The following is an 18,768-nucleotide window of genomic DNA, read 5'->3' on the forward strand; positions in this document are numbered from 1 at the left end:
GTTCTCCGTGGTCCATCCACCCGTGCTGGTGTTGCGCGGCATCACCAAGCGGTTCGGGGGCGTCCAGGCCCTCGTGGACGTCGACCTGAAGGTCCGGGCCGGTGAGGTGGTGGCCTTGGCGGGCGACAACGGGGCCGGCAAGTCCACCCTGATCAAGGTGATCTCCGGGGTCAGCCCCGCCGACCGGGGCGTCATCGAGTGGGAGGGCCGGCCGGTGCAGATCAAACGCCCGCACGACGCCCACGCCCTGGGCATCGCGACCGTCTACCAGGACCTCGCCATGTGCGACAACCTGGATGTCGTGGGCAATCTGTTCCTCGGCCGCGAGATCGACCGGGTGGGCATCCTCGACGAGGTCGAGATGGAGCGCCGTGCCCGTGACCTGATGCGCGCCCTGTCGATCCGCGTCCCCGACGTGCGGATGCCGGTCGCCGCGCTGTCGGCCGGGCAGCGGCAGGCGGTCGCGATCTCCCGCTCGCTCATGGGTGCCCCCAAGGTGCTGCTGCTCGACGAACCCACCGCCGCCCTGGGCGTGGAGCAGACCAGCCATCTGCTCGACCTGATCGAGGAGGTGCGCGACCGGGGTATGGCCATCATCCTCATCAGTCACAACATGGGCGACATCAAGGCCGTCGCGGACCGGGTCGCCGTACTGCGGCTGGGCCGTAACAACGGCTTGTTCGACGTGAGCACGGTGACCCAGGAGCAGATCATCTCCTCCGTCACGGGGGCGGCGGACAACGCCGTCGCCCATCGCACGAAGGGGGACGAGGAGGCCTGGCCGTGAGCCGCGGCGGGACGCACCGCGACGGCGGACCGTCCGAGCCGGGCAGCGCGGGGCCGGTCACCACCGGCGGCGAGCAGCGCGCCCGCGGCCGGCGGGACGGCCTGCGGGAGTACGTCCGGGGGATCCGAGTCAGTGTGGGGAACGGCGAGCGGGGACCGATCCTGGTCCTCACCGGGCTGCTCGTGATCTGGATCGTCTTCCAAAGCCTGGACGACAAGTTCCTCTCGCCGCGCAACCTGTCCAACCTCAGCGTGGACATCGTCGGGACCGGCCTGGTCGCCGTCGGCATCGTGTTCGTCCTGCTGATCCGCGAGATCGATCTGTCGGTGGGTTCCGTCAGCGGGCTCGCGGGGGCCGCCTTCGCCGTGCTGAACGTGAATTACGGGGTGCCGGAGTGGCTCTCGGTGATCGTGGCGGTGGCCGCGGGGACGGCCGTGGGCGCCTTCCACGGGGCCTTCTTCGCCTGGCTCGGCGTGCCCGCGTTCGTGGTGACGCTGGCCGGGCTGCTGATCTGGAACGGCCTGACGCTCTACCTGCTGGGGGCGAGCGGCACGATCAACATCGACGAGGAGGGCCTGGTCGCCTCCCTGACCAGCCGGCACTTCGGCGACGACCTGGCGGCGTACGCGGTCGCGGCGCTCGGCACGGCCGGCTACTTCCTGGCCGCCCGCCGCCGGCAGAGACGCTACCGGGCCGCCGGGATGCCCTACCGGCCCGCGGGTGACATCTGGCTGCGCACCGGTCTGCTCGCCGTGGTCGCCTTCGCCGCGGCCCACACCCTCAACCGGTTCCAGGGGCTGCCGCTGGCGCTGCTGATCTTCCTGGTGGTCCTGGTCGTCTCGGACTACCTGCTGCGCCGCACCCGCCACGGGCGGCGGGTCTACGCGCTCGGCGGCGGGGTCGAGGCGGCCCGCCGGGCCGGCATCGGGGTGTCGCGGGTGCGCGTCGCGATGTTCATGGTGTCGGGCACGCTGGCCGCGGTCGGCGGTCTTTTCGTGGCGTCGGGGCTGACCTCGGCCAGCCCCACGACGGCACGGGCCGCCGGCTCCGGGATGTTGCTGATCAACGCGATCGCGGCGGCCGTCATCGGCGGGACCAGTCTGTTCGGTGGGCGGGGGTCGCCCTGGTCGGTGCTGCTCGGTGTGGTGGTCATCCAGTCGATCGCCTCGGGCATGGCGCTGCTGGGGGTCCAGGACGCCGTGCAGTTCATGATCACGGGTGGCGTGCTGCTGGCCGCCGTGGCGGCCGACGCGCTGTCGCGGCGGGCCCAGGCCAGACGCGGCCGACCGTGAGCCACGGCGTGCACCAAGAGACGTCCGGTATCCCTTTTGTCATTAGATGCCTAATAAACGGCAAAGGTGGGTAAGGGCCGGAGTGCCATGAAACGCAGCCGCCTCACCTTGGCCGCCGTGGCCGCCACGGCCGCCACCGGCCTGGCCCTCGCCGGGTGCGGTGACGTCGACGTTTCCGGTGTCGAGGAGCAGGCCGAGCTCAGGGTGCTCGCGACGGACGTGCCACAGGTGCAGACCCTCGAGAAGCTCACCACGAAGCACTTCACGGCGGAGACCGGCATCACCGTCGACTACACGGTCCTGCCGGAGAACGAGGCGCGGGAGACGATGAACCGCGAGTTCGCGACCCAGGCCGGACACTACGACGTGGCGAGCGTCAGCGCGTACGAGGTGCCGATCTACGCGGACCACGGCTGGCTCGCCCCGCTGGACTCCTACGTGAAGGCGGACAAGGACTTCGACCAGGGCGACGTCTTCCCGAACCTGGCGTCCTCGCTGACCGGGGAGGACGGCAAGCTCTACGCCGAGCCCTTCTACGGCGAGGGCTCCTTCCTGATGTACCGCAAGGACCTGTTCCGCAAGGACGGGCTGACCATGCCGCCGAACCCGACCTGGAAGCAGGTCGCCGACCTCGCCGCGCAGGTCGACGGCACCGACGGCGCGAGCGGCATCTGCCTGCGCGGCCTGCCCGGCTGGGGCCAGAACCTCGCCCCGATCAACACGGTCGTCAACACCTTCGGCGCCACCTGGTACGACATGGACTGGAACGCCCGCCTGACCGCGCCCGAGTTCAGGGAGGCCGTCGGGTTCTACGTCGACCTGCTCCGCACCCACGGCCAGCCCGGCGCCGAACGGATGGGGGTGCTGGAGATCCTGGACCGTTTCGTCGCGGGCGAGTGCGCCATGATGTACGACGCCACTTCGCTGGCCTCGTCGGTCGAGGCCGACAGCTCCTCGGTCAAGGGCAAGGTGGGCTACGTCCAGGCCCCGCACGAACGGACCGACAAGGCCGGCTGGCTGTGGACCTGGGCCTGGGGAATCCAGCAGGCGTCCGAGCACAAGGACGCCGCCTGGGAGTTCATCTCCTGGGCTTCCTCCAAGGAGTACCAGGAGCTGGTCGGCGAGCAGGTCGGCTGGACCTCGGCGCCCGCCGGGAACCGCAAGTCGCTCTACGAGAAGCCCGAGTACCGGCAGGCGGCCGGTGCCTGGTACCGGCAGGAGTACAGCGCCGCGACGGACTCCGCCGACCCGAAGGATCCCGGCGTCGCCCCCCGCCCCTACGACGGCATCGGTTTCCTGGGCATTCCCGAGTTCGCCGTGCTGGGAACGGCGGTCTCCGAGCAGATCGCCGCGGCCATCGCCGGTCATCAGTCGGTGGACGCGGCCCTGGAGAAGTCACAGGACCTCGCCCAGGCCGCGGCGGCGAAGTACCGCGGCGAGTGACCCGGCCGCCCCTCAGCAGGACGACGGCCGGGCCGAGACCGGCGATGTCCTGCCGTGAACGGCGCGGGCCGCGCCCCCGGTCACCCGGGAACGCGGCCCTCGAACCGCCGTGCCGGTCCGCTTACTTGCGGATCAGGCTGCGCAGCACGTACTGCATGATGCCGCCGTTGCGGTAGTAGTCCGCCTCGCCGGGGGTGTCGATGCGGACGACCGCGTCGAATTCGACGCCGGTGTCGGTGGTGACCTTCACCGTGCGCGGGGTGGTGCCGTTGTTGAGCTCCTCGACGCCGGTGAAGTCGAAGGTCTCCTCACCGGTGAGGCCGAGGGACTCGGCGGACTGGCCCTCGGGGAACTGCAGCGGCAGGACGCCCATGCCGATGAGGTTCGAGCGGTGGATGCGCTCGTACGACTCGGCGATGACGGCCTTGACGCCGAGGAGCGCGGTGCCCTTGGCGGCCCAGTCGCGGGACGAGCCGGAGCCGTACTCCTTGCCGGCCAGGACGACCAGCGGGATGCCGGCGGCCTGGTAGTTCTGCGAGGCGTCGTAGATGAAGGAGACCGGGCCGTCCTCCTGCGTGAAGTCGCGGGTGTAGCCGCCCTCGGTGCCCGGCGCGATCTGGTTGCGCAGGCGGATGTTGGCGAACGTGCCGCGGATCATGACCTCGTGGTTGCCTCGGCGCGAGCCGTAGGAGTTGAAGTCACGACGCTCCACACCGTGCTCGGTGAGGTACTTGCCGGCCGGGGTGTCGGCCTTGATGGCGCCGGCCGGGGAGATGTGGTCGGTGGTGACCGAGTCGCCGAGCTTGGCGAGCACCCGGGCGCCGGAGATGTCGGAGACCGGGGTGGTCTCCATCGTCATGCCCTCGAAGTACGGGGGCTTGCGCACGTAGGTGGACTCGGCGTCCCACTCGAAGGTGTTGCCGGTGGGGATCGACAGCGCCTGCCACTGGGCGTCGCCCGCGAAGACGTCGCTGTAGGACTTGGCGAACATGTCCTCGCCGATGGCGCTGGCGACGACCTCGTTGACCTCGGCCTCGGTCGGCCAGATGTCCTTGAGGAAGACCGGGTTTCCGTCCTGGTCGGTGCCCAGGGCGTCCTTGGTGACGTCCACCTTCATGGAGCCGGCGAGGGCGTACGCGACGACCAGCGGCGGCGACGCCAGGTAGTTCATCTTGACGTCGGGGTTGATGCGGCCCTCGAAGTTCCGGTTGCCGGAGAGGACCGAGGTGACCGCGAGGTCGTGGTCGTTGACGGCCTTGGAGACCTCCTCCGGCAGCGGGCCGGAGTTGCCGATGCAGGTGGTGCAGCCGTAGCCGACGAGGTTGAAGCCGACCTTGTCGAGGTACGGGGTCAGGCCCGCCTTCTCGAAGTAGTCGGTGACGACCTTGGAGCCCGGGGCGAGGGTCGTCTTGACCCACGGCTTGCGGGTCAGGCCCTTCTCCACCGCCTTCTTGGCCACCAGGGCGGCGGCGACCATGACGTACGGGTTGGAGGTGTTGGTGCAGGAGGTGATGGCCGCGACCGTCACCGCACCGTGGTCGATCTCGTAGGTCGAGCCGTCGGGGGCGGTGACGGTGACCGGGTTCGACGGGACGGGGGCACCGGTGCCGTCGGCGTGCTGCGGCGCGCCGGCGCCGTTCTCCTGACTGCCGTAGGCCGGGGCGTCGGAGGCCGGGAAGGACTCGGCGCTCGCCTCGTCGACCGGGGAGGCGGACGCGCCGGGCTGCTGCGCGACCGGGGCCTCGACGTAGTTGAGGACGTCCTTGGCGAACTGCCGGGCGGCCTCGGCGAGGACGATGCGGTCCTGCGGGCGCTTCGGGCCGGCGATGGACGGCACGACCGTCGACAGGTCGAGCTCCAGCTTCTCGGAGAAGTCCGGCTCGGCCTTCGGGTCCAGCCAGAGGCCCTGCTGCTTGGCGTAGGCCTCGACCAGCGCGAGCTGCTGCTCGCTGCGGCCGGTGAGCCGCATGTAGTTGATGGTCTCGTCGTCGATCGGGAAGATCGCGGCGGTGGAGCCGAACTCCGGCGACATGTTGCCGATGGTGGCGCGGTTGGCCAGCGAGGTGGCGGCGACGCCCTCGCCGTAGAACTCGACGAACTTGCCGACGACGCCGTGCTTGCGCAGCATCTCGGTGATGGTCAGCACGAGGTCGGTGGCGGTGGTGCCCGGGGTGAGCTCACCGGTCAGCTTGAAGCCGACGACGCGCGGGATCAGCATGGAGACCGGCTGGCCGAGCATGGCGGCCTCGGCCTCGATGCCGCCGACGCCCCAGCCGAGCACGCCGAGGCCGTTGACCATGGTGGTGTGCGAGTCGGTGCCGACCAGGGTGTCCGGGTAGGCCTTGCCCTCGCGGACCATGACGACCCGGGCCAGGTGCTCGATGTTCACCTGGTGGACGATGCCGGTGCCGGGCGGGACGACCTTGAACTCGTCGAAGGCGGTCTGGCCCCAGCGCAGGAACTGGTAGCGCTCCTTGTTGCGGCCGTACTCCAGGTCGACGTTCTGCTTGAAGGCGTCGTTGGTGCCGAACTTGTCGGCGATGACGGAGTGGTCGATGACCAGCTCGGCCGGCGCCAGCGGGTTGATCTTCGCCGGGTCGCCGCCCAGCTCCTTCACGGCCTCACGCATGGTCGCGAGGTCCACCACACAGGGAACGCCGGTGAAGTCCTGCATGATCACGCGGGCCGGCGTGAACTGGATCTCCTGGCTGGGCTGGGCCTGCGAGTCCCATCCACCGAGGGCACGGATGTGGTCGGCGGTGATGTTCGCGCCGTCCTCGGTGCGGAGCAGGTTCTCCAGCAGGACCTTGAGGCTGTACGGAAGGCGGGCCGAGCCCTCCACCTTGTCCAGCCGGAAGATCTCGTACGACTCGTCGCCCACCTGCAGCGTGCTGCGGGCGTCGAAGCTGTTCGCCGACACGACAGTCTCCTTCATTGATGTGCGCGTACCACCACGATCCTGCCGCCACGGCATCTTGGCCGATCCGCTAAGGTAAGGCTAAGTTAGGTAGCCCTTACCGGGGTGGCGGCTGCGGTGCTCACTCGGCAGATATCTCGATGTCGAGATAACTCTAGTACACGAGTGCCGGATGGTCATGCCCCGGCGCCCACCGTCCGGTCATGTGCGCCCTTTTCCCGGGTATCCGAACCGGGTATCCACCCAAGACGGAGGAGGGGACAGGCATGCCGCTCACGTTCCGCAAGAGTTTCCGGATCCTTCCGGGGGTGCGGCTGAACATCAACAAGCGCTCCTGGTCCATCACCACCGGCGGCGGAAAGAACGGCCCGCGTTACACCCGCAGCAGCACGGGACGTCGTACGACATCGATGGACCTGCCCGGACCTTTCGGGTGGCGGCGCACCACGAGGGAGCGTCGACACTGAGGCCGCCGGGCGGGATCGACGTCCCGTCACCCGTTCAGACCTCCCGATCGGGCGACATCTCATATCTGAGATAATCTCAGCCGCATGGCAGACGACTACCTCGTACGCATCGGCAAGCTCATCCGTGACGCCCGGCAGCACCGGGGCTGGACACAGTCGCAGCTGGCCGAGGCGCTCGGAACCAGCCAGAGCGCCGTCAACCGGATCGAGCGCGGTAACCAGAACATCAGCCTTGAGATGATCGCGCGTATCGGGGAGGCCCTCGACAGCGAGATCGTGTCGCTCGGCTACGCCGGCCCGATGCATCTGCGGGTGGTCGGCGGACGCCGACTGTCCGGTGCCATCGACGTCAAGACGAGCAAGAACGCGTGCGTGGCGCTGCTGTGCGCCTCACTGCTCAACGAGGGGCGCACGGTGCTGCGCCGCGTCGCCCGCATCGAGGAGGTGTACCGCCTCCTCGAGGTGCTGGGCTCCATCGGTGTACGCACCCGCTGGATCAACGACGGCGTCGACCTGGAGATCGTGCCGTCCGCCGAGCTGGACCTGGCCTCGATCGACGCCACCGCGGCCCGCCGCACCCGCTCCATCATCATGTTCCTCGGGCCGCTGCTGCACCGCCTGGACTCGTTCAAACTGCCCTACGCCGGCGGCTGCGACCTCGGTACGCGCACCGTCGAGCCGCACATGATCGCGCTGCGCCGCTTCGGCCTCGACATCGCCGCCACCGAGGGCCAGTACCACGCCCAGGTGGACCGTTCCGTCAGCCCCGACCGCCCGATCGTCCTGACCGAACGCGGCGACACGGTCACCGAGAACGCGCTGCTCGCCGCCGCCCGGCACGACGGCATCACCGTCATCCGCAACGCCTCGTCCAACTACATGGTCCAGGACCTCTGCTTCTTCCTGGAGGCCCTCGGTGTCAAGGTCGACGGCATCGGCACGACCACGCTCACCGTGCACGGCGTGCCGACCATCGACGTCGACGTCGACTACTCACCCTCCGAGGACCCGGTCGAGGCGATGAGCCTGGTCGCGGCGGCCGTGGTCACCGAGTCCGAACTGACGGTGCGCCGGGTCCCGATCGAGTTCCTGGAGATCGAGCTGGCGGTCCTGGAGGAGATGGGCCTCGACCACGACCGCACACCCGAGTACTTCGCCGACAACGGCCGCACCCGGCTGGTGGACCTCACCGTCCGGCCCTCCAAGCTGGAGGCGCCGATCGACAAGATCCACCCCATGCCGTTCCCGGGCCTGAACATCGACAACGTCCCGTTCTTCGCGGCCATCGCGGCGGTCGCCCAGGGCCAGACCCTCATCCACGACTGGGTCTACGACAACCGCGCCATCTACCTGACCGACCTGAACCGCCTCGGCGGCCGTCTCCAGCTCCTGGACCCCCACCGGGTCCTGGTCGAGGGCCCGACCCGCTGGCGCGCCGCGGAGATGATGTGCCCACCGGCCCTGCGCCCCGCGGTGGTCGTCCTGCTGGCGATGATGGCGGCCGAGGGCACCTCGGTGCTGCGCAACGTGTACGTCATCAACCGGGGTTACGAGGACCTGGCGGAGCGCCTGAACTCCATCGGGGCGCAGATCGAGACGTTCCGGGACATCTGAGAAACAGTGTAAATCGTCACAATTGCCACATGCGGCGATAGCCGCTGCACTCGCCCGTCGACCCGGGAAAACACCCTCCGATACTTTCCGGCGACTTCCCGCAGCTTCCGGCATCTTGTGCAGTCGATGAGCAAGACGATCAAGGAATACTGACCGCACGTAGATTTTCGCGCAGCTGAGGCCTCGCCACTCTTTACGGAGAGTAGCGGGGCCTCGATGCATTCCCAGGTCAGGGCCACGAAGGCTCTCCCGGCCAGCAACTCTCTGTGCCAACTTCGCTCGGACATGAAGGCACCGCCCCATACGGGTGAGCCATCGTGTGCAAACTTCACGGCGCCCTGCGCCCGCCTCGGCGGAACAGGACGGCGACAACACCGGCGGGCACACAACACAAAGCCCCGAAGCGCGTAAGCACTCCGGGGCTCTCTGTGGAACGGACCTGCCGGTCCTGTTAACCAACCGAAGACCGCGCTTATCCCCTTTGGCGAGTAGACCTGGAGTTGCGCGACGAGACCGCACCCTGCGTCTGGACCTAACCGAGCCCACCCGGCTCATCGACCCGGTCTTCCTGCGCACACCCCGGTTCCGGGATGCCGCGCTCTCCCGTGCGCTCGGCCGGGACACTGCGTCAAGGTGGAGACTCTGAACCCGCTGCGTTCCTTCAAGGGCAGGGGCGCGGACCTCTACATGCGCCCGGCTGACCGCCGGACAGCACGTCGTCTGTGCCTCCGCCGGGAACTTCGGCCAGGTCATGGCGTACGCCGGAAAAGGCGCGTTCCATCCCCGTGATGGTGTTCGCCGCGCACGACGCCAATCCGAACAAGGTGGCGCGGATGCGGAACCTGGGAGCCGAGGTCGTCCTGGCGGGTGGGGACTTCGACGCGGCCAAGGACGCGGCCCGGCCTTCGCGGGCACCCGCCCGGAATACGTCTTCGTGGAGGACGGAGACGAGCCGCTCATCGCCGAGGGCGCCGGCACCATCGCCGTCGAACTGGCCCCGCTCGGCCTGGACGCGCTCCTCGTCCCGGTCGGCAACGGCGCCCTGATCAGCGGCATCGGCTGCTGGACAAAGGCCCGCTCACCGCGCACCCGGATCATCGGTGTCTGTGCGGCGGGCGCGCCGGCCATGGCCACGAGCTGGCGCACCGGGGTACCCGAGGCGACGGGCCCGGTGAGCACCATGGCGGACGGCATCGCTGTGCGGGTGCCCATGCCGGCGGCGGTCGGCTGGATCCGCGAGGTCGTCGACGATGTCCTCCTCGTCGACGAGGAGGACATCCGGCTGGCCCTGCGGATCGTGCGGGACACCATGGGGTTGTTCCTGGAGCCCTCGGGCGCGGTCGGGATCACCGCGGCTCTGCGGCACGACCTGGGCGCCGCCTCGCTGGGAACGGTCCTCACCGGCGGCAACTTCTCGCCCGCGCTCCTGGGCGAACTCGCCCCGGATCCGTCACGGGCGGAAGGCCCGGCCTCGCCCGCCGCTGACCAGCGCGCCCGATGACCGCGCCCGGTGACGTCGGTCCAGGAGTGGGGGACAGTCCGCCGCCGTCCCGCGCGCCGCGGGGCTTGCGGCCGCCGGGCTGTTCACCGTACGGCAGCACCGCCGGGGACGCCGCCGACCGCCCACCGCCCGGTCACGGACCGCCGTCTTCGCAGGCGGCTAGGCTGACCGAGTCGGCCCATCGGACCCCGCACGACATGGGCCGCACGCCCTGTACGCGGCTCGGAACGTCGAGGGAGGTACCCATGCGGCTGGCGCGCGTACTCGCCGCCGCCCTCACCGCGGCACTGCTGCTCGCAGGGTGCGGCGGAAGCGACGCGCCGCCCCGCCCGTCCGGGGAGATCAAGGTGGCCACCGGCAACCCGGGCGGTGTCTACGCGGACTACGGGGCCGGTTATGCCGACCTCATCGAGGGTCGGCTGCCGGACGTCTCGGCGCGGGTTCTGCACACCGGAGGCAGTGTGGACAATCTGCGCCGGGTGGCCGCCGACCAGGCACAGGCGGGCTTCACCCTCGCCGATTCCGCCGCCGACGCAGTCGCCGGGAGCGCGCCCTTCTCCCAGAAGCTGCCCGTGGTGGCGCTGGCCTCGCTCTACGACAACTACGTGCAGTTGGTGGTCCGCGCGGACAGCCCGGTGCGCAGCGCGAAGGCTCTGCGCGGGCTGCGGGTCTCCGTGGGGGCCGAGGGCTCGGGCACGGCGGTGATCGCCGAGCGCATCCTGAAGGTCGCCGGGCTCTTCCCCGACGGTGACCTGACCTCGCTGCGGCTGGATGTGCGCGAGTCGGCGACCGCCTTGGCCGAGGGGCGTATCGACGCCTTCTTCTGGAGCGGCGGTCTGCCGACCGGAGCCATCACCGAACTGCGCCGCAGCACCATGATCCGCCTCGTCGACCTCGGCGACGTGGTCGACGAGCTCACCCGGTCCTACGGCGAGCTGTACACCGAGACCACCGTGCCGGCCGTCGTGTACGGGGCGCAGAGCGCGGTGACCACGGTGAGCGTGCCGAACTTCCTGGTGGTACGGCGGGACATGGCGGACGCGGAGGCGTACTGGCTGACCCGGCTGCTGTTCGAGGGGCAGTCCCGGCTGATCCGGGCGCACCCTGAGGCCCGCCGCCTCGACCGGCGTACGGCGATCGCCACCCACCCGCTGGAGCTGCACCCCGGCGCCGCTCGGTGGTACCGCGAGTCACATCCCTGACCGCTCGCAAGTACCGTCACCGGCTCCCCTCACAGCGGATCGGACAGGGGATCGCCGGGGAGTGCCGGCGCGGCGGGCAGCCGTACGGTGGCGGAGAGTCCGTGTGGCCGCGCGGCTGCCAGGAGCAGTTCACCGCCGCCCGCCTCCACCACCATGCGGGTGAGCGCGAGGCCGAGCCCCGTGCCGCGGACGTTCTGGTGACGTGTGCTGCGCCAGAACCTCCCGCCCGCCTGGGAGAGTTCCTCCGCGGTCAGGCCGGGGCCGGCATCCCGTACCGTCACCTCGACCGTCTCCATCGCTGCCCCGGCCGGGGCGCGGTGCACGGAGACATCGACCGGTGCCCCCTCGCCGAACTTGAGGGCGTTGTCGAGCAGGGTGTCGAGTGCGTGGTCGAGACAGTCGGGCAGGGACAGCGCGCTCACGCCGTCGGGAATCTGCGTGGTGAGCGGGACACCCGCACCGGAGAAGGCAGCCCGCCAGGCATCGACCCGGTGCGTCACCACGGCGGTGACGTCGACCGGTCCCCTTTCCGCCTCCGACGCCTCCGCCCTGGCCAGCCGCAGCAGCCCGTCGAGCATCTCGCCGAACCGATCGGCCTCCTCCACGGCGAAGTGCAGTTCGTTCAGACCGCGCGGGTCGTTCACGAACTCCTCCAGGTTCTCCACCCGCAGCCGGAGCGCGGTCAGCGGATTGCGCAGTTGGTGGGACGCCTGTGCCACGAACGCCCGCTGCTGCTCCTGGGAGGCGTGCATGCTGTCCGCCATCACGTTGAAGTGGTTGGCGAGGCGGCGCAGTTCCGGGGCACCCACCCGCTCCGACACACGGGTCTTCAGGCTCCCGAGGGCCACCTCATGGGTGGCGCGGTCCAGGTCGTGGACAGGACGGAGCACCCAGCGGACCACCGGCGCCGCGACCGCGATCACCACCAGGACGAGTGCCGCGAGGCTGCCCAGCACCACCAGGGTCAGATGGTCGGCCACCTCGGAACGGGCCTGTTCGGTGGGTGAGACGATCAGCACGGCGCCCAGCACACGGCCGTCGCGCCGGACGGGCTCGGCCAGCACGAAGGACCGGTCGTCCCATGGCCACCACACGCCGGGCTGCTCGGGAGGCCGGTCGGCGAGGGCGAGCAGCAGCGCCGACCGCACCTGCGGCTCCTCCAGGTCGACGGGGCGCGAGGCGATCACGGTCTCGCTGTCGGCGTCGACCACCGCGACGCGTGAGTCGTAGAGGTTCGCGTAGCGGTCGGCGGCGGCCTCCAGACGGCCGGTCCGCCCCGACTCCAGGGCGGTGGCGGCCAGGTCCGCGAACCATGCGCCGTCCTCGACCCTCCCGATGAACGAACTCTGGACCGTACGCTCCGCGGTGGCCCGCACCAGGGGCAGGCTGAGCGCGACGATCAGACCTGCGACCAGGACGAAGACGATGAAGAGAAGTCGGCGGCGCATCCGGCGTCCTCACTCGCCTGCCGCCGCCGGACCGCCGGCCTCCGCGCCACCACCGTCGGCTCCCGGACCGGTGCCGCCCCCCGGACCACGGGCCGCCCCCGGGCCCGCGGAGAGCCGGTACCCGAACCCTCGCACGGTCTGTACCAAGCCCCCCGCCCGCCCCAGCTTGCCGCGCAGGGTGGCCACATGGACGTCGAGGGTGCGTGACATGCCGTCGTACGTCGTCTGCCACACCTCCACCACGATCCGGTCGCGGGGTACGGCGGCACCGCCCGCGCGGGCCAGCAGGGCGAGAACCTCGAATTCCTTGAAGGCCAGGGCGACGCTGCGCCCGTCCACGGTGACCGTGCGCCGCCCGAGGTCCACCTCCAGGCCCTCGAGGGCGACGAGCCGGTCCTCATGGCCGCGCTGGCTCACGCTGCGCCGGAGCACCGCCTCGATACGGGCCAGCAACTCCGCGGTGCCGAACGGTTTCACCACGTAGTCGTCGGCGCCGCTGCGCAGCCCCCGCACCCGGTCGGGCTCGTCTCCCCTCGCGGTCACCGCGATCACCGGTACGCCGCCGCGGGCGCGCAGTTCGCGGCAGACCTCGATGCCGTCCCGGTCGGGCAGGCCCAGATCGAGCAGCACGAGATCGGCGGGGGGTGCCGCCAGGGCGTCGGCGGCGTTCGCGGCACGCCGTACCTCGTATCCGTGGCGCCGGAGGGCGCCGGTGAGGGCGTCGGCGACCCGGTTGTCGTCCTCGACGAGAAGTATCCGCACACGGCCTCCCGGTGGATGGAATCCGGCGGGCCCTGAGGCCCGGCGGCACAGGTGCCGAGGGAGCGCGCAGGTCACAGCCGGTGCGATGAGCGTAGAAGTGACCGCCGTCACTGAACCCTAAACCTACGTTAAGTCCTCGGTCGTGCTCTGTTGCACGCATGTGAACAGCTGCCACGGTCTGGGACACCACGAACCGCCTAGTCCCAGGAGAAGCCGCGATGAGCATGGCAACGGTGCCGCCCGAGCCGAGGCAGCGATCAGCCGAGGAGCTCGTGGCCGAGTTCGAGCAGGAGCGGCCGGCCCGGAAACTCTCCCCCCGGGTCTCCGCGGCCGTGTCCGTGGTGTGCGCCGCGCTGTCGGTCTTCGTGCTGTACGCGATCTTCTTTCCGGTTGCCAAGGGCACCCAGTACTACCTGACTCTCTTCCTCGCGGGGACGCTGCCGTTGATCTTCCTGACCCACCGCGGGACAGTGCGGGTACCGGCGCTGCTGCTGCCCTGGCGACGCGGTGACCGCACCGCGCCCGCCGACGGGGTGCCGGACAAGGCGGCCGTCCGCCACGACAACCCGGGGTGGCTCGACTGGCTGCTCGCCGCTGCGGCACTCGCCGTGTGCCTGTACCCGCTGCTGGAGTTCGACGCCTTCATCGAGCGGCGCCAGCTGCCGACCTCGCTGGACACGGCGGCCGGCCTCGCCATGATCGTGCTGGTCCTGGAGGCGTGCCGACGCACCACCGGCTGGGTCCTGCCGGCCTTCTGCGCGAGCTTCCTGGTGTACGCGTACTACGGCGGACTGCTGCCGTACGACTGGTCGCTGGCGCACGGCGGCTTCGACATCGACGCGATCGCGGCCCACTTCTTCATGGGCACCGACGGCGTCTACGGTGTGCCGCTGAACGTCGCCGGCACCTACATCGTCCTGTTCACCATCTTCGGCGCCGTCCTCGACATCTCCGGCGCGGGCAAGTTCTTCATCGACCTGTCGTTCGCGGCCTTCCGCGGCTCCCGCAGCGCGCCCGGACGCACGGTGACCGCCGCGGGCTTCCTCCTCGGCACCGTCTCCGGTTCCGGCACCGCGACCGCGGTCAGCCTGGGCTCGGTCGCCTGGCCCGTCCTGCGCCGGGCCGGTTACGGCAAGGAGCAGGGCGGCGGAGTGCTCGCGGCCGCCGGGATCGGCGCGATCCTCTCCCCGCCGACACTGGGCGCCGCCGCGTTCATCATCGCCGAGTACCTGAGGGAGAGTTACCTCACCGTCCTGCTGTACGCGCTGGTGCCCACGCTCCTGTACTACCTGGGCATCCTCCTCGCCGTCGAGATCGACGCCCGCAAGCACCACACCCAGCCCGTGGTGGACGACGAGCCCACCTCGGCACTGCGCCTGCTGGGCCGGTTCGGCTACCACTTCCTCTCCCTCTTCATGATCGTCGGTTTCATGGCGATGGGACTGCCCCCCTTCAGGGCGGTGGTCTACGCGACGGCCCTGCAGTTCCTGCTGTCGTTCCTCGACCCCAAGCACAGGATGACGCCGCGACGGCTGTACCAAGCCCTCGCAGAGGGCAGCAAGTCGGTCCTCCCGGTCGTCGCCACCTGCGCCGCGGCGGGCATGATCGTCGCCGTCGTCACCCAGACCGGTCTCGGCCTGAACCTGGCCTCGGTCATCGTCGACGCGGCCGGGGCCTTCGGCGAGAACCCGACCGTGACACTGGTCCTGACCGTGCTCTTCGCCGCGGTCGCGGTGTCGATCCTCGGGCTCGCGGTCCCGGTCACCGCCTCGTTCATCATCGCCGCGGTGATCATCGCGCCGGCCCTGCTCGAACTGGGAGTCGCCACCCACGAGGCGTACATGTTCATCTTCTACTACGCCGTGCTCTCCGAAGTGAGCCCGCCGACGGCCATGGCGGCGGCCGCCTCCGCCGCCATCACCGGCGGCAACCCGATGCGCACGATGGTGGCGACCTGGAAGTACTCGCTGCCCGCGTTCCTCGTGCCGTTCGCCTTCGTCCTCACCGACAACGGCGCCCATCTGCTCGGCACCGGCGGCCTGTGGGGCGTCCTGTGGACCACCGCGGTCTCCGCCCTCGCCGTAGCCGCACTGGCCGCGGCCACCGGAGGCCGGCTGCTCGGCCCGGCGGGCCCGGTGGAGCGTGCGCTGTGCGCCGCCGCCGCCCTGTGCCTGCTGTACCTCGAACCTGTGGCGATCACCGCGGGTTGCGCGGCCCTCGTACTCGCCCTCGGCGTGCATCTCGTACGCCGTCGGCAGTCCACCCTCTCGGGTTCCACCACCGGTGAGAACCCCGAGGCGGACACGATCACGGAAGGACAGCTCTCCTCATGAAGCACCGGATGCGCACCCTGCGCCTCGCCACCGCCGCTCTCGCCGTAGGTCTGCTCGCCACCGCCTGCGGTGGCGGGAAGCAGACCGAGAACACGGCCGCCGACAGCGGCGGGAAGGGAGGCCGGCTCACCATCGCGACCGGCCCCACCACCGGCGTCTACTACCAGATCGGCGGCGGACTCGCGGAGCTGATCTCCGACAACCTCGACGGCTACCGGGCCACCGCCACCACCACCGGCGCCTCCGTGCAGAACATCCAGGGCCTCGGAGCCGGCACCTACGACGTCGCCTTCTCCCTGCTGGACACCGCCGGCGACGCCGTCGAGGGCAAGGAGTCCTTCTCCTCCCCCCAGGACATCGAGGCACTGACCCGGCTGTACCCGAACTACACCCAGGTACTGGTCCGCTCCGACGCGGGGATCGACTCCATCGGAGACATGAAGGGCAAGAGAGTGTCCACCGGGGCCCCCGGCTCCGGCACGGAAGTGATCGCCAACCGGCTGCTGAAGGCCGCCGGGCTGGACCCCGCCAAGGACATCTCCGCCGACCGTCTCGGCCTCCCGGAAACCGTGGACGCCATGAAGGACGGCACGATCGACGCGCTGTTCTGGTCCGGCGGACTGCCCAGCGGCGGGATCACGGACCTCACCACCAGCCTCAAGAAAGAGGTCCGCTTCCTGGACGTGACACCGCAACTGTCCGCTCTGAACCAGGAGTACGGCGACGTCTACATGACGGCCTCCATCCCCAAGTCCGTATACAACCAGTCCAAGGACGTGCCCACGATCGTGGTACCGAACGTGCTGCTGGTGAAGAAGGGCTTCGACCCGGATCTCGCCGCCGAGATCGTCAACCTCGTCTACGAGAAGAAGAGCGAACTGGAGAAGGTGAACGCGGCCGCGGCCGAGATCGATCTCGACATGGCCGAGATCGTCACCCCAGTCCAGCTGAACCCCGGCGCGGAGAAGGCTCTGAAGGCCCTCGCCCAGAAGTCCTGAGCCAGGTAAGGGGCAGGTGGCCGGTCCGTCCCGAAATGGACCGGCCACGCATCACAGACAGATCAACCTCTGCCCGGCGCGGGCGCACCAACGCGCGCGAACGACAAGCCATACGACCGATCCCGGAAACCGCTGCCAGCCCCTCCTTCATATGCCTGCTGCCTCACGCCCGCCGACCGTGTCCGCGGTGTCGCCGCCCGGTCCGCACCGCGAGCGCACCCGTCAAGTGGGATCACGGTGCACACCCACAGAGAACCCCTGTGCCGCGGCTTCACCCTCAGCACGGGGGACGAGACCGGTCCCACGGCGCGTCGGCTCGTCCTGTCGACGGTCGGTGACTGGGGTCTGCCGCTTCCGGACGAGACGCTGGATGACCTGGCGCTGCTCTCCGGCGAGGTGATCGCCAACGCGCTGTAGCACGCCACCGGCCCGTACAGCGTCGTCGCGAGCTGGACGAGGGCCCGGCTGCGGGTGGAGGTGGCCGACACGGCTCGCCCTTTCCGGACCTCGCATGGTGGCGGGCCGTACGCCGAGAGCGGTCGCGGCCTGTTGCTGGTCGCGGCCCTGGCGGCCGATTGGGGCAGTACGCCCACGGCCACGGGAAAGACCGTTTGGTTCGAGGTAGCACCCCACGCGCACAAGCCATCTCGACCGGCTGGCGTCGTGACACGCCCGTATTCACTCCGACTGCATGGGAAAGACATGGTCTTGAGGACATTCGGCTGGTCGTTCGCCGTCACTGCGGCCGGCCTTGCCTTCGCCGCGTGGCAGTGGGGCTGGGAGGCGTTCGGGATCGTACTGATCCTGTCGATCCTCGAGATCTCGCTGTCCTTCGACAACGCGGTCGTCAACGCCGGGATCCTGAAGAAGATGAACGCCTTCTGGCAGCGCGTCTTCCTCACCCTGGGCATTCTGGTCGCGGTGTTCGGCATGCGGCTGGTGTTCCCGGTCGTGATCGTCGCCATCAGCGCGAAGGTCGGCCCCATCGAGGCGGTGCAGCTCGCCCTCGACGACCCGAACCGCTACGAGGACCTGGTCACCGACGCCCACCCGGCGATCGCCGCCTTCGGCGGCATGTTCCTGCTGATGATCTTCCTGGACTTCATCCTCGAGGACCGCGACATCAAGTGGCTCGCCTGGCTGGAACGCCCGCTCGCCAAACTCGGCAAGGTCGACATGCTCTCGGTGTGCGTCGCGCTGATCGTGCTGCTGGCCACCGCGATGACCTTCGCCACCAACGCCCACGTCAGCACGGGCCACGCCGACAAGTCCGCCACCGTGCTGCTCTCCGGCGTCGCCGGCCTGGTCACGTATCTCGTGGTCGGCGGTCTCTCCGGCTACTTCGAGGACAAACTCGAAGAGGAGGAGGAGCACGAACACGAGGAGGAGGAAAAGGCCAGGGCCGAGGGCAAACCGGTCCCGGCGGTCACCCTGGCCGGCAAGGCCGCGTTCTTCCTCTTCCTGTACCTGGAAGTTCTGGACGCGTCCTTCTCCTTCGACGGGGTGATAGGCGCCTTCGCCATCACCAACCACATCTTCTGGATGGCGCTCGGCCTGGGCATCGGCGCGATGTACGTGCGTTCGCTGACGGTCTATCTGGTCCGCGAGGGCACCCTGGACGACTACGTCTACCTGGAGCACGGCGCCCACTACGCGATCGGCGCGCTCGCCGCGATCCTGCTGGTGACGATCCAGCACGAGATCAGCGAGATCATCACCGGCCTGGTCGGCGTGTTCCTGATCGCGGCCTCCTTCCTGTCCTCCGTACACCGCAACAAGACACTCCAGGCGGCAGAAGGAACAGCCGCGGCCTCGGGCGAGAAGACTCAGGTCTCGGCCGGGGCCTGACCAGCCGACGAACCCTCGTGTGCCGTTCCACCACAGCGGGTCGCCCGGGGAGCGGCCTCCCACTCTGCCCTTCCGCCCGCTCGACCAAGCCGTCGCTGCACGCTCCGCCCACTGCATGGGGCGCATTGACCAACGGCGCGCAGCACATCCGCGGTT

General features: G+C 69.8%; 14 protein-coding genes. 11 read left to right on the forward strand and 3 right to left on the reverse strand.

Going from position 1 to position 18,768, the window contains the following annotated elements:
* The first annotated feature begins 7 nt into the window (after positions 1 to 7).
* The 3 genes from QNO09_RS13920 (at position 8) to QNO09_RS13930 (ending at position 3,522) form a co-directional block, all read left to right on the forward strand.
* On the forward strand, positions 8 to 787 hold the full coding sequence (locus QNO09_RS13920) for an ATP-binding cassette domain-containing protein (RefSeq protein WP_283970464.1): 780 nt from the start codon (positions 8 to 10) through the stop codon (positions 785 to 787).
* Positions 784 to 2,079 carry a sugar ABC transporter permease gene (locus QNO09_RS13925; protein ID WP_283970465.1) on the forward strand — a complete coding sequence of 432 codons (1,296 nt, stop codon included), beginning with the start codon at positions 784 to 786 and terminating at the stop codon, positions 2,077 to 2,079. The genes QNO09_RS13920 and QNO09_RS13925 overlap by 4 nt, the downstream gene beginning before the upstream one ends.
* A gap of 87 nt (positions 2,080 to 2,166) precedes the next feature.
* Entirely contained in the window at positions 2,167 to 3,522 is a 1,356-nt protein-coding gene (locus QNO09_RS13930; RefSeq protein ID WP_283970466.1) for an ABC transporter substrate-binding protein, read from the forward strand.
* Between the two features lie 121 nt (positions 3,523 to 3,643).
* Here QNO09_RS13930 and QNO09_RS13935 read toward each other — a convergent pair whose 3' ends face one another.
* Positions 3,644 to 6,442 (reverse strand): aconitate hydratase, encoded by a 2,799-nt coding sequence (locus QNO09_RS13935; protein ID WP_283970467.1) that lies wholly within the window; start codon positions 6,440 to 6,442, stop codon positions 3,644 to 3,646.
* A gap of 263 nt (positions 6,443 to 6,705) precedes the next feature.
* Here QNO09_RS13935 and QNO09_RS13940 point away from each other — a divergent pair, with 263 nt between their 5' ends.
* The 4 genes from QNO09_RS13940 to QNO09_RS13955 all read left to right on the forward strand — a co-directional run bounded on the left by QNO09_RS13940 (position 6,706) and on the right by QNO09_RS13955 (position 11,223).
* The gene (locus QNO09_RS13940) at positions 6,706 to 6,906 is read left to right on the forward strand and encodes a DUF4236 domain-containing protein (RefSeq protein ID WP_283970468.1); all 201 of its coding nucleotides are present in this window, start codon (positions 6,706 to 6,708) and stop codon (positions 6,904 to 6,906) included.
* A gap of 84 nt (positions 6,907 to 6,990) precedes the next feature.
* Positions 6,991 to 8,520 (forward strand): helix-turn-helix domain-containing protein, encoded by a 1,530-nt coding sequence (locus QNO09_RS13945; RefSeq protein ID WP_283970469.1) that lies wholly within the window; start codon positions 6,991 to 6,993, stop codon positions 8,518 to 8,520.
* Positions 8,521 to 9,217: 697 nt separating this feature from the next.
* Complete coding sequence (locus tag QNO09_RS13950) at positions 9,218 to 10,021, forward strand: pyridoxal-phosphate dependent enzyme (protein ID WP_283970588.1); 804 nt, start codon at positions 9,218 to 9,220, stop codon at positions 10,019 to 10,021.
* 245 nt (positions 10,022 to 10,266) lie between these two features.
* Positions 10,267 to 11,223, forward strand: a complete 957-nt coding sequence (locus QNO09_RS13955; protein WP_283970470.1) for a TAXI family TRAP transporter solute-binding subunit — start codon at positions 10,267 to 10,269, stop codon at positions 11,221 to 11,223.
* A gap of 29 nt (positions 11,224 to 11,252) precedes the next feature.
* Here QNO09_RS13955 and QNO09_RS13960 read toward each other — a convergent pair whose 3' ends face one another.
* Together QNO09_RS13960 and QNO09_RS13965 are read right to left on the reverse strand one after the other, a co-directional pair.
* Complete coding sequence (locus QNO09_RS13960) at positions 11,253 to 12,671, reverse strand: HAMP domain-containing sensor histidine kinase (RefSeq protein ID WP_283970471.1); 1,419 nt, start codon at positions 12,669 to 12,671, stop codon at positions 11,253 to 11,255.
* A gap of 9 nt (positions 12,672 to 12,680) precedes the next feature.
* Positions 12,681 to 13,433, reverse strand: a complete 753-nt coding sequence (locus tag QNO09_RS13965) for a response regulator transcription factor (RefSeq protein WP_283970472.1) — start codon at positions 13,431 to 13,433, stop codon at positions 12,681 to 12,683.
* A gap of 218 nt (positions 13,434 to 13,651) precedes the next feature.
* Here QNO09_RS13965 and QNO09_RS13970 point away from each other — a divergent pair, with 218 nt between their 5' ends.
* From QNO09_RS13970 to QNO09_RS13985, 4 genes are all read left to right on the forward strand, one after another.
* On the forward strand, positions 13,652 to 15,766 hold the full coding sequence (locus QNO09_RS13970; RefSeq protein WP_283970473.1) for a TRAP transporter permease: 2,115 nt from the start codon (positions 13,652 to 13,654) through the stop codon (positions 15,764 to 15,766).
* A complete protein-coding gene (locus QNO09_RS13975) occupies positions 15,763 to 16,764 on the forward strand; it encodes a TAXI family TRAP transporter solute-binding subunit (RefSeq protein WP_283970474.1) in 1,002 nt (333 codons plus the stop codon). Before QNO09_RS13970 ends, QNO09_RS13975 begins: the two co-directional genes overlap by 4 nt.
* A 237-nt stretch (positions 16,765 to 17,001) precedes the next feature.
* Positions 17,002 to 17,181 (forward strand): hypothetical protein, encoded by a 180-nt coding sequence (locus QNO09_RS13980; RefSeq protein WP_283970475.1) that lies wholly within the window; start codon positions 17,002 to 17,004, stop codon positions 17,179 to 17,181.
* A gap of 285 nt (positions 17,182 to 17,466) precedes the next feature.
* Positions 17,467 to 18,612 (forward strand): DUF475 domain-containing protein, encoded by a 1,146-nt coding sequence (locus QNO09_RS13985; protein WP_283970476.1) that lies wholly within the window; start codon positions 17,467 to 17,469, stop codon positions 18,610 to 18,612.
* Positions 18,613 to 18,768: the final 156 nt, after the last annotated feature.

This window comes from Streptomyces sp. 378, assembly GCF_030124145.1.
In the GTDB taxonomy this organism is placed as follows: domain Bacteria; phylum Actinomycetota; class Actinomycetes; order Streptomycetales; family Streptomycetaceae; genus Streptomyces.